Annotated in this window: 10 protein-coding genes; 3 read left to right on the top strand and 7 right to left on the bottom strand. The window is 70.7% G+C overall.

What is annotated here, in order from left to right; all coding sequences use genetic code 11:
* Positions 1 to 47: 47 nt before the first annotated feature.
* From AC07AW_RS00860 to AC07AW_RS00850, 3 genes are all read left to right on the top strand, one after another.
* Positions 48 to 2,369 carry a polysaccharide lyase 8 family protein gene (locus AC07AW_RS00860; protein WP_478814359.1) on the top strand — a complete coding sequence of 774 codons (2,322 nt, stop codon included), beginning with the start codon at positions 48 to 50 and terminating at the stop codon, positions 2,367 to 2,369.
* A gap of 153 nt (positions 2,370 to 2,522) precedes the next feature.
* Positions 2,523 to 4,106 (top strand): acyl-CoA carboxylase subunit beta, encoded by a 1,584-nt coding sequence (locus AC07AW_RS00855; RefSeq protein WP_478813395.1) that lies wholly within the window; start codon positions 2,523 to 2,525, stop codon positions 4,104 to 4,106.
* Positions 4,107 to 4,120: 14 nt separating this feature from the next.
* Complete coding sequence (locus tag AC07AW_RS00850; protein ID WP_392156835.1) at positions 4,121 to 4,315, top strand: acyl-CoA carboxylase subunit epsilon; 195 nt, start codon at positions 4,121 to 4,123, stop codon at positions 4,313 to 4,315.
* Between the two features lie 239 nt (positions 4,316 to 4,554).
* On the opposite strand, the gene AC07AW_RS00845 is transcribed toward AC07AW_RS00850, so the two are convergent.
* From AC07AW_RS00845 to AC07AW_RS00815, 7 genes are all read right to left on the bottom strand, one after another.
* Complete coding sequence (locus AC07AW_RS00845) at positions 4,555 to 5,136, bottom strand: GTP-binding protein (RefSeq protein ID WP_015036414.1); 582 nt, start codon at positions 5,134 to 5,136, stop codon at positions 4,555 to 4,557.
* Positions 5,117 to 5,668 (bottom strand): DUF742 domain-containing protein, encoded by a 552-nt coding sequence (locus AC07AW_RS00840; RefSeq protein WP_478813394.1) that lies wholly within the window; start codon positions 5,666 to 5,668, stop codon positions 5,117 to 5,119. The genes AC07AW_RS00845 and AC07AW_RS00840 overlap by 20 nt, the downstream gene beginning before the upstream one ends.
* A gap of 99 nt (positions 5,669 to 5,767) precedes the next feature.
* Entirely contained in the window at positions 5,768 to 6,181 is a 414-nt protein-coding gene (locus AC07AW_RS00835) for a roadblock/LC7 domain-containing protein (RefSeq protein WP_026057603.1), read from the bottom strand.
* 7 nt (positions 6,182 to 6,188) lie between these two features.
* Positions 6,189 to 9,440 (bottom strand): sensor histidine kinase, encoded by a 3,252-nt coding sequence (locus tag AC07AW_RS00830; protein WP_478813393.1) that lies wholly within the window; start codon positions 9,438 to 9,440, stop codon positions 6,189 to 6,191.
* A 340-nt stretch (positions 9,441 to 9,780) separates the two neighbouring features.
* Positions 9,781 to 10,362 (bottom strand): GTP-binding protein, encoded by a 582-nt coding sequence (locus AC07AW_RS00825; protein WP_017235981.1) that lies wholly within the window; start codon positions 10,360 to 10,362, stop codon positions 9,781 to 9,783.
* Entirely contained in the window at positions 10,343 to 10,747 is a 405-nt protein-coding gene (locus tag AC07AW_RS00820; RefSeq protein WP_017235980.1) for a DUF742 domain-containing protein, read from the bottom strand. The genes AC07AW_RS00825 and AC07AW_RS00820 overlap by 20 nt, the downstream gene beginning before the upstream one ends.
* A 165-nt stretch (positions 10,748 to 10,912) precedes the next feature.
* Positions 10,913 to 11,326, bottom strand: a complete 414-nt coding sequence (locus tag AC07AW_RS00815) for a roadblock/LC7 domain-containing protein (RefSeq protein WP_015036421.1) — start codon at positions 11,324 to 11,326, stop codon at positions 10,913 to 10,915.
* Position 11,327 lies beyond the last annotated feature (1 nt).

Genomic DNA, 11,327 nt, shown 5'->3' with positions numbered 1-11,327 from the left:
GGGCGCCGACCGGTCTCCACCACTTCCCCCGGGAGGCTCCCGTGTCCCTGCCCCTCTGGTCCCGCCGCACCTTCCTGAGCACGACGGCCGCCGCAGCGGCCGCCCTCACGCTGTCCCCCTCCGCCCACGCGGCCGCCTCGGCCGACGAGTTCGAGGCGTTGCGGCTCCGCTGGCTCGACCTCCAGCTCGGCTCCGGCTTCGACGCCGGGGCCGAGCCCTACGCCGGCAAGCTCGCCGAGACGGGCACGCTCGCGCGTACCTTCCGCGCGAGCATGGCCCCCACCCCCACCTCGCTCTGGCCCGACGCCCCCTTCGACCCGCCGGCCGGCATCTCCCAGAGCTACAGCCGCCTGTGGACCATGACCCAGGCGTACCTGCAGCCCGGCACCGGCCTCACCGGCGACGAGGGCCTGCTCGCCGACGTGCTCCGCGGCCTCGACCACCTCTCCGCCACGGTCTACAGGGCGGGCGCCCCGCGCTACGGCAACTGGTGGGAGTGGCAGATCGGGGCGCCCCGGCTCCTCATGGACATCGTCGCCGCGCTCCACCCCCGCCTCGGCGCCGAGCGCATCGCCGCCGCCTGCGCCGCCGTCGACCACTTCGTACCCGACTCCGTCCTCGCGACCTACTCCGGCACCTCCACCGGTGCCAACCGCGTCGACCTCTGCCGCTCGGTCGCCCTGCGCGGGGTCCTCGGCGCGAACCCCGCCAAGATCGCGCTCGCCCGCGACGCCCTCTCGCCCGTCTTCCCGTACGTGACCCAGGGCGACGGCCTCTACGCCGACGGCTCCTTCGTCCAGCACACCTGGGTCGCCTACTCCGGCACCTACGGGCAGGTCATGCTCGACGGCCTCGGCCGGCTCTTCACCCTCCTCGCCGGCTCCACCTGGGCCGTCACCGACCCGAACCGGCAGATCGTCCTCGACAGCGTCGAGAAGGCCTACGCGCCCTTCATCTACGACGGCCTGATGATGGACAGCGTCAACGGACGCGCCATCAGCCGTGGCTACCTCAAGAACGACGACCGGCGGATCATGCGCTCCGACCACTTCCACGGCCAGGGCGTCATCGCGGCCATCGCCCTCCTCGCGGGCGGGGCGTCCGCCGCCGAGCGGGACCGGTGGCACGCGCGCGTGAAGGGGTGGATCGCACGCGACACCGTCTCCCCGATCCTGGCCGCCCGCCAGTTCGGCGTCGCCGACCTCGCCCGGCTGCACGCCGTGGCCGCGTCCCCCGTCCCCGCCGCCCCCGAACCGACCGGGCACCGGCTCTTCGCCGCCATGGACCGGGCCGTCCACCGCCGCCCCGGCTGGGCCGCGAACATCTCCATGGCCTCGAACCGGATCACGTACTACGAGTGCGGCAACGGCGAGAACCCGCGCGGCTGGCACACCGGCGCCGGGATGCTCTCCTGGTGGACCCCGGACCTCGGCGACCAGTACACCGACTGGTTCTGGCCCACCGTCGACCCGTACCGCCTCCCCGGCACCACCGTCTCGACCAAGCGCCTCGCCGACCGGGCGGGCGGCGACTGGGGCGCGGCCCGGCCGGCCGTCCGCTGGGTCGGCGGGGCCACCGACGGCGAGTACGCGGCCGTCGGCCAGCACCTCAAGGGCCTCGGCTCCACCCTGGAGGCCCGCAAGTCCTGGTTCTGCGCGGCGGACGCGGTCGTCTGCCTGGGGGCCGGGATCACCGCGACCGACGGCGTGCCCGTCGAGACGGTGGTGGACAACCGCCTCCTCGGGGAGGGAGGCACCCAGGCCTTCACCACCGGCGACGGCTGGGCCCACCTGGAGGGCCACGGCGGCTGGGTCTTCCCCGAGGGGACGGCGAACCTGCGGAGCCTGCGCGAGGACCGCACCGGCGCCTGGAGCGACATCAACACCACCAGCTCCACCGAGCGCAGGACCCGCCGCTACCAGACCCTCTGGCTGGACCACGGCACCGACCCGGTCGCCGCCTCCTACGCGTACCTCCTGATGCCGGGCGCCTCCGCAAGAACGCTCGCCGCCCGGGCCGCCGACCCGGACTGGCTGCAGGTTCTCGACAACACCGCCGAGCGGCAGGCGGTCGCCGTCCCGTCCCTCGGACTGACCGCGGCCAACTTCTGGCAGGCCGGTACGGTGGGACCCCTCACCGTCACCGCGCCCGCGAGCGTCCTCGTCCGGCGCCGCCGCTCCGTCCTCGACCTGAGGGTCTCCGAGCCGCTCCGCACGGGGCAGCCGCTGGAGCTGGTGTGGAACCGTCCGGTCCGCGCCGTCGTCCGCCACGACCCCTCGGTGGAGGTCCTCGCCACCGGGCCCGCGCTGCGGCTGCGGATCACCCCGGGTACCGGGGGAACGACCCAAGGTTGCGAGGTTCTCCTCTAGGTCTATGTCGGAACCCCACAAACACAGGGGGTGTCTGGCTGTTGACTCGGGCTGGACGGACCAGGGTTCTGTCCAGCCCCACCAGGATTCGACACGCGAGACTGTACGGAGTCGACGGCGGGGTTTTCTTGCGTGACTTCGTAGGGTCGGAACATGACCGTTGTGGACCAGATCCCGAGCGAGCCCGCTGACGCCCGTGGCCGAGTGGCCGAGCTGCACGTCCTGCGCGAGCAGGCGCTCCGTGGCCCGAGTGAGCGCGCCACCGAGGCCCAGCACGCGAAGGGCAAGCTGACGGCGCGTGAGCGCATCGAGCTGCTGCTCGACCCTGGTTCCTTCAACGAGGTCGAGCAGCTGCGCCGGCACCGCGCGCAGGGCTTCGGCCTGGAGGCCAAGAAGCCGTACACCGACGGTGTCATCACCGGCTGGGGCACGGTCGAGGGCCGCACGGTCTTCGTCTACGCGCACGACTTCCGGATCTTCGGCGGCGCCCTCGGCGAGGCCCACGCCACCAAGATCCACAAGATCATGGACATGGCCATCGCGGCCGGTGCGCCGCTGGTCTCCCTGAACGACGGCGCCGGCGCCCGCATCCAGGAGGGCGTCTCCGCCCTCGCCGGTTACGGCGGCATCTTCCAGCGCAACACCAAGGCCTCGGGTGTCATCCCGCAGATCTCGGTGATGCTCGGCCCGTGCGCCGGCGGCGCGGCCTACAGCCCGGCCCTCACGGACTTCGTCTTCATGGTCCGCGAGACCTCGCAGATGTTCATCACCGGCCCGGACGTCGTCAAGGCGGTCACCGGCGAGGAGATCACCCAGAACGGCCTCGGCGGCGCCGACGTCCACGCCGAGACCTCGGGCGTCGCGCACTTCGCGTACGACGACGAGGAGACCTGCATCGCCGAGGTCCGCTACCTCCTGTCGATGCTCCCGCAGAACAACCGCGAGAACCCGCCGACCGTCGCCTCCGAGGACCCGGCCGACCGCCGCTCCGACGTCCTCCTCGACCTCGTGCCCGCCGACGGCAACCGCCCGTACGACATGCACAAGGTCATCGAGGAGCTCGTCGACGACGGCGACTACCTGGAGATCCACGAGCGCTGGGCCCGCAACATCATCTGCGCCCTGGCCCGGCTCGACGGCCAGGTCGTCGGCATCGTCGCCAACCAGCCCCAGTCGCTGGCCGGCGTCCTCGACATCGAGGCCTCCGAGAAGGCCGCGCGCTTCGTGCAGATGTGCGACGCCTTCAACATCCCGATCATCACCCTTCTGGACGTACCCGGCTTCCTGCCGGGCGTCGACCAGGAGCACGGTGGAATCATCAGGCACGGCGCGAAGCTGCTGTACGCGTACTGCAACGCGACCGTGCCCCGGATCTCCCTGATCCTGCGCAAGGCCTACGGCGGCGCGTACATCGTGATGGACTCCCAGTCCATCGGCGCCGACCTGACGTACGCCTGGCCCACCAACGAAATCGCGGTCATGGGCGCCGAAGGCGCCGCCAACGTCATCTTCCGCAAGCAGATCGCGGAGGCCGAGGACCCCGAGGCCATGCGGGCCCGCATGGTCAAGGAGTACAAGGCCGAGCTGATGCACCCGTACTACGCGGCGGAGCGCGGCCTGGTCGACGACGTCATCGACCCCGCCGACACCCGCCAGGTGCTCATCAGGTCCCTCGCGATGCTCCGCACCAAGCACGCCGACCTGCCGTCCCGCAAGCACGGCAACCCGCCTCAGTAAGAGGAGTCATCCACGTGACCACGCCTGCCAACCTTCTCCGCGTCGAGAAGGGCACCGCCGACCCCGAGGAGCTCGCCGCCATCACGGCCGTGCTGCTCGCCCGCGCGGCCTCCCAGCCCGCCGAGACCGCCCCGCACGGCCGCACGACGGCCGGCTGGCGCCGCCTGGAGCGCGAGCACGGCTTCCGCGCGCCGCACAGCTGGCGCTGACGCCCCGCTGTACGGAAGGGCCCCGCACCGAGACCGGTGCGGGGCCCTTCGGCACGTTGTGGGCAATCGTTCCGCACGGGCGATGGGGGCGCCCCCTGCTCGAGCGAAGCCGAGAGCTTGGGGGAGGGTGGGCACAACGGAACGGCGCCCTTGCGGGCGCGTCCGCTCCGGAGGCCCACGACACGAAGGCCCCGCACCGTTTCCGGTGCGGGGCCTCTTACCGTGCGTCCGTCGGGGACTTACCGCAGGCGGGCCATCAGCGCGTGCTCCACGAGAGTGATGAGCGCGCTCTTGGCGTCGGCGCGGTGGCGGGCGTCGGTGGTGATGATGGGGGTGTCGGGGCCGATCTGGAGGGCCTCGCGGACTTCCTCGGGCTGGTAGGGCTGGTTGCCGTCGAAGCCGTTGAGGGCGATGACGAACGGCAGCCCGCTGTTCTCGAAGTAGTCGACGGCGGGGAAGCAGTCGGCGAGGCGGCGGGTGTCGACCAGCACGACGGCGCCGATGGCGCCGCGGACCAGGTCGTCCCACATGAACCAGAAGCGGTCCTGTCCGGGCGTACCGAAGAGGTACAGGATCAGGTCCTGGTCCAGGGTGATGCGGCCGAAGTCCATGGCGACGGTCGTCGTCGTCTTGTCGCCGGTGTGGGTGAGGTCGTCGATGCCCGCGGAAGCGGAGGTCATGACGGCTTCGGTACGCAGCGGGTTGATCTCCGAGACGGCGCCGACGAACGTGGTCTTGCCCACGCCGAAGCCGCCCGCCACCACGATCTTCGCGCTGGTGGTTGAACGGGCCGCGCCGCCGCTAGAGCTTGCGAAGTCCACTGAGCACCCTTTCGAGCAGTGTCACGTCTGGCTGACCGCCGGCGGCCTCGTCGCCGCCGGGCTGGTGGATGGCGACAAGTCCGGCCTCGGCCAGGTCGGCGACGAGGATTCGGGCGACGCCGAGGGGAATGGAGAGAAGTGCCGAGATCTCCGCGACCGACTTGATCTCGAAGCAGAGCCGGCAGATCCGCTGGTGCTCGGGCAACTGCCCCTGCAGCCGGGAGGGATCGGCCGTCGTACTGACCAGCGCCTCGATGGCGAGCTGGTAGCGCGGCCGGGTCCGGCCGCCGGTCATCGCGTAGGGACGCACCAGCGGGTTGTGGCCGCCGGAACCGCCCGCGGCGGACGGGCCGCGCGAGGCGGCCGGTGAACCCGCGGCCGTCGTCGGGACCTGAGGCTGCGCGTAGGGCTGCGACACGCCCTGTCTGCTCGGGGCGGAGGGAAAGTTGAAGCGGTTCTGCGTGGTGTCGCCCATCGGCGCCTGGTGCGCGTCATAGCCGTTGTAAGGGCTCGCGCCCGGTGGTGTACCCACGTCTGGTCTCCTCCTCCGACTGCCTCGCGGTCCCATGTCCCTTGGAAACCGCGCCACCGCACCCTACGGTGCGGTGGCACGAAACGCACTGTCTGTCTGTTAGTTGAGAAGACTTCCCTGAAGTTCCGCCCGGAGGTCGGGGGTCAGAACCGTGCCCGCGCGATCCACGAGCAGGGCCATCTCGTAGCCCACGAGACCGATGTCGGCCTCCGGGTGGGCGAGGACGGCCAGCGAGGAACCGTCCGAGATCGACATGATGAAGAGGAAGCCGCGCTCCATCTCCACCACGGTCTGGTTGACCGCACCGCCCTCGAAGATCCGGGACGCGCCCGCGGTCAGCGAGGTCAGTCCGGAGGCGACGGCCGCCAGCTGGTCGGCGCGGTCACGGGGGAAACCCTCGGACATCGCCAGCAGGAGTCCGTCGGCGGAGACCACCACCGTGTGCGACACCCCGGGGGTGTTGTCCACGAAGTTGGTGATCAACCAGTTCAGATTCTGCGCCGCCTGGCTCATGCTCACACTAACGCTCCTGGTTGTAGGTACTGCCCGGGCCGAGGCCCGATCCGTTCGTGTCCGTTCCCGCGTTGCGTCCCTGCTGGACGCCCCGGCGCAGGTTGCTCAACCTGCCCCGTACGTCCTCGGGTGCGCGGGAGACCTGGGGGCCGCCCTGCGGGGTCTGCTCAGCCGTGCCCTCGACCAGGTTGGCCTTCGGGACCCGCCGGGGGAGACCGGACGAGGTGACCCCGCCCGCCTTGGGGTCCTTGAGCTTTCCGGCCCGCTGCCAGCGCTCGTCGTTGGTCGAGCGCCATTCGTCGGAGCCGTCGGCTTCGTCCTGCTGCTGTACCGGCTGCGCGGGCTTCGGCTGCTGCGGCGCCTGCTGCGGCACCTGCTGCGTCTGCGGGGCGACGCTGCCGCGGCGCGGCAGACCTGCGTCGGTCAGCGCGTGTCCGGCGTCCGGGGCGGGACTCGAGGTCGGACCCGGACGGTCGAAGCCTACGCGGTCGGGGGCCTGTTCGGGAGCGCTCGGAGCAGATTCCGATTCCGCTCCGAAATCCTGTCCGTAGCCGCCCTGGTAAGCGTTCTGATCCGGCCACTCTGCCTGGTGGGGCTGGGTATCGAACGCATTGCCGTACTGCTGGTGTTCGGTTCCCGGCGTCTCGTACGAGGCTTCCGCATAGCCCTGCTGCGGGTAGGTCTCGTAGCCCTGCTGGGAGTAGTCGTAGCCGTCCTGCTGCGGGTAGCCGGCCGCGTACTCCTGGCCGTACTCCTGCGCCTGCTGGGGCTGCGCGTACTCCTGCGCCGGGTACTGCTCCGCCGGGTACTCCTGGGCCTGCTGCTGCCCGTACTCCTGACCCTGGTCGTACCCCTGGGCCTGGCCGTACTGCTCGGCCGGCTCCGCCTCGTCGCGGAAGAGCGGACGGCTGTCGCCCTGCGCCTGCGCCTCAAGGGCGGCACGCCGCTCCTCGCGCTGCAGCGAGCGGTTGACCGGGTCGAGCTGGCGCTCGTCCTCGGCCGGCTGCTCGTAGCGCGAGTCGTCGAAGCCGAGATCGGCCGCCGTGAGCATCGGCTGCGCGGCGGGGGCCTCGAAGGCGTTCTGCAGCTGCTGCTGCGGAATGATCTGCGAGACGGTGAAGTCGTCCTGGAGCGGCTGCTCGCCGCCACCACCGTGCGTGATCGCGTCCGGCAGCATGACCAGCGAGGTCGTTCCGGCCTGCTCGCCCGAGGGGCGGAGCTGGACCCGGATGCCGTGCCGGTCGGCGAGCCGGCCGACCACGAAGAGGCCCATGCGCTGCGAGACGGCGGCGTCGACGGTCGGCGGGTTCGCCAGCTTGTGGTTGATGTCCGCGAAGTCCTCGGCGGTGAGGCCGATGCCCTTGTCGTGGATCTCGACCATGACGCGGCCGTCGGGGAGACGGGTCGCGGTGACGCGGACCTTGGTCTGCGGGGAGGAGAACGTGGTGGCGTTCTCCAGGAGCTCGGCGAGCAGGTGCACGAGGTCGGTCACGGCCTGGCCGTGGATCTCGGCCTCCGGCACGCCGGCCAGCTCGATGCGCTCGTACTGCTCCACCTCGGAGGAGGCGGCGCGCATGACGTCGACCAGCGGGACCGGCTGGTCCCAGCGGCGGCCGGGCTCCTCGCCGGCGAGGACGAGGAGGTTCTCGCCGTTGCGGCGCATACGGGTGGCCAGGTGGTCCAGGCGGAAGAGGTTCTCCAGCTGGTCCGGGTCGGCCTCGTTGTTCTCCAGGTCGGTGATGAGGGTCAGCTGGCCCTCGATCAGCGACTGGTTGCGGCGCGAGAGGTTGGTGAAGATCGCGTTGACGTTGCCGCGGAGCATGGCCTGCTCGGCGGCGAGCCGGACGGCCTCGCGGTGGACCTGGTCGAAGGCGCGGGCGACCTCGCCGATCTCGTCCTGCGAGTCGATCGGGATGGGCTGGACGCGGGTGTCGACCCGGCCCGGCTCCGTACGGGAGAGCTGGTCGACCAGCATCGGCAGGCGCTGCTCGGCGATGCCGAAGGCGGCGGTCCGCAGCTCGCGCATCGAGCGGCTCATCTGGCGGGCCATCATCCCGGCGAGGATGAAGGCGGCGAGCAGGGCGACGACGACGATGCCGCCGTTGACCCAGGCGTCCGTCTTGGCCTCGTCGGAGACCCTGGCGGCCTCGGCCACGGCCTTGTCCACGAGGGCCTTCTCGACCTCGCTGTAGCCGTCGAACTTGGCGGTGGCGACGGCCATCCAGGTCTCGGGGGTGATGCCCTTGCCCTTCAGGGCCGCGATGCCCTCGGGACCCTTGGCGGTGCCGATCTGCGAGGCGACGCCGGAGTAGACGGAGCCGTCCTTGCCCTTGGGCAGCTCGACGCCGGCCGCGGACATCCGCTTCTCGCCCTCGGCGGCCTTGCCGGCCATGACCTTCTTCAGCAGCTCGACGTCCTCGGGCAGACCACCGGAGGCGAACTCGCCGAGGGCGATCTGCTCCAGGTAGTTGTACGAGTTGAACGCCACGGACTGCTGGGCGAAGACGTTCGCCTTCTGGCTGGGCCGGACCAGGAGCTGCGTGCCGATGGAGCGCTGGAGGGACTCCGCACCCTTCGAGAGCTGGATCGCGTAGACGCTGCGGCCGTAGCTGGTGACGTTGCCGGTGCCCAGGCCGAGCTCGTTGGAGAACTCGGTGAGGTAGTGCTGGACGCTCGTGTACCCGAGCTGGGTGTTCACCGGGTCGAGCGAGGCGGTGTACGCGGTCTTGCGCAGCGCCGCCAGCTTCGGCTCCTCGTCCTGGAACAGCCGCAGACGGCGCTCCAGGCCCTGGCCCGACGGCATGTTCTTGACGGCCTCGTCGAACTTCGCCTTGGCGGCGTCGGTCGCGGCGTACGCCTGCGTGACCTCGTCGGCCTTGCGGTCCTCGGGGTTCTTCGCGGCGAGCAGGGGGCCGGCGGTCAGGTCGCGCTCGTTGAGGAGGGCGGTGCTGTACTCCGAGGCGGCGCGCACGATGAGCGCCGTCTTCTCGGCGTCCTGCGCCTCCTGCCAGGTGTCGATCGCCGCCTTGACCTGGAAACTGCCCATGACGAGGCCGACGAGCACGGGTATGCAGAGGATCGCGTTCAGGCGGGTGGGCACCCGCCAGTTGCGGGGCGACAGCTTGCTGGAGCTTCCCTTGGGCGCCTCGACAGGGGGCGGCGTCACGGGCACGTCCGCGGGCGACATCGCCGTCCGCGACGGCGGCGTGAAGTTGCCCCGCGTCTCCTGCTCCGCGGAGCTTTCCTTGCTTCGCCTCACTCGACCAACAACCTCTCGGCGTCGGCACCTACGTTGTGCCGGTGTTTCGTTCAGGGCCGTACTACTCGGGAGTTCATGAATTGCAGCACGTGAAGGGGGTCCGTTCCAAACAGTGGGAAGCGGCCCCTTCCAGTGGTCCAGGCCTCACATAAAACGGGCATAAAGAACGAGCCCCGCCAAATGGCGGGGCTCAGGTGAGCGCAGTGACACCGATCGGATGCGTCGGGTGTCCGAGGCGCCCCAATTCTCTGTCGAAATGTTATGAACGCGCGGGCGGCCGTGTCGAAGGACACAGACCGCCCCTGGCAGCGGCATATGACAACTGCCCTGCCCCGTCCCTCTACTTGAGGCGGGCCATCAGCGCGTGCTCCACGAGAGTGATGAGCGCGCTCTTGGCGTCGGCGCGGTGGCGGGCGTCGGTGGTGATGATGGGGGTGTCGGGGCCGATCTGGAGGGCCTCGCGGACCTCTTCCGGCTGGTACGGCTGGGCGCCGTCGAAGCCGTTCAGGGCGATGACGAACGGCAGCCCGCTGTTCTCGAAGTAGTCGACGGCGGGGAAGCAGTCGGCGAGGCGGCGGGTGTCGACCAGCACGACGGCGCCGATGGCGCCGCGGACCAGGTCGTCCCACATGAACCAGAAGCGGTCCTGTCCGGGCGTACCGAAGAGGTACAGGATCAGGTCCTGGTCCAGGGTGATGCGGCCGAAGTCCATGGCGACGGTCGTCGTCGTCTTGCCGCCGGTGTGGGTGAGGTCGTCGATGCCCGCGGAAGCGGAGGTCATGACGGCTTCGGTACGCAGCGGGTTGATCTCCGAGACGGCGCCGACGAACGTGGTCTTGCCCACGCCGAAGCCGCCCGCCACCACGATCTTCGCGCTGGTGGTCGATCTGGCCGCGCCGCCGCTAGAGCTTGCGAAGTCCACTGAGCACCCTTTCGAGCAGTGTCACGTCCGGCGTGCCGCCGGTCTCTCCGTTGCCCGGCTGGTGGATCGCCACCATGCCGGCCTCCGCCAGGTCGGCCACGAGGATCCGGGCGACACCGAGCGGCATCGACAGGAGGGCCGACACCTCGGCCACCGACTTGACCTCGCGGCAGAGGTGGCAGATCCGCTGGTGCTCCGGCAGGAGCGTGGCGAGGTGTGCCGGGTCGGCCGTGGTGCTGACCAGCGCCTCGATGGCGAGCTGGTAGCGCGGCCGGGTCCGGCCGCCGGTCATCGCATAAGGACGCACCAGCGGCTGGTCGCCCTCGTGTCCGTACTCGTCGACTGAGGCGCCGTACGGATCGTGAGAGGCGGGGGGCGGGGTCATGAATCCTCCGGGCGTGACAGCAAGACTTCTGCCGTCTGATGGGGCCGGTGGGGGGCCGGGTGGGGCGGCCGGACGATGAACAGTGCCCAGAACGGTACGGAGGGGCGTACCGCCCTGCGGGTCGGTCGAGGCGGACGGATGTGGGGTCCGTCCGCCGTGCGTGACCTAGTGGAGCAGGCTGCCCTGGAGCTCCGCACGGAGATCCGGGGTGAGGACGCTGCCGGCCCGGTCGACCAGCAGCGCCATCTCGTAGCCCACGAGACCGATGTCGCACTCGGGGTGCGCGAGCACGGCCAGCGAGGAGCCGTCGGACACCTGCATGAGGAAGAGGAAGCCGCGCTCCATCTCCACCACGGTCTGTGCGACGGGTCCGCCCTCGAAGATCCGGGACGCGCCCGCGGTCAGCGAGGTCAGTCCGGATGCGACCGCCGCCAGCTGGTCGGCGCGGTCGCGGGGGAATCCTTCGGACATGGCCAGCAGGAGTCCGTCGGCGGAGACCACCACCGTGTGGGACACCCCGGGGGTGTTGTCCACGAAGTTGGTGATCAACCAGTTCAGATTCTGCGCCGCCTGGCTCATC

This window comes from Streptomyces sp. NPDC044003, from assembly GCF_056435185.1.
This window is presented reverse-complemented; position numbering and strand designations above follow the sequence as displayed.

Coding starts and splice junctions, on each gene's coding strand:
- AC07AW_RS00855 (WP_478813395.1), top strand. CDS start 2,523: ATGACCGTTGTGGACCAGATCCCGAGCGAGCCCGCTGACGCCCGTGGC.
- AC07AW_RS00835 (WP_026057603.1), bottom strand. CDS start 6,181: ATGAGCCAGGCGGCGCAGAATCTGAACTGGTTGATCACCAACTTCGTG.
- AC07AW_RS00820 (WP_017235980.1), bottom strand. CDS start 10,747: ATGACCCCGCCCCCCGCCTCTCACGATCCGTACGGCGCCTCAGTCGAC.
- AC07AW_RS00815 (WP_015036421.1), bottom strand. CDS start 11,326: ATGAGCCAGGCGGCGCAGAATCTGAACTGGTTGATCACCAACTTCGTG.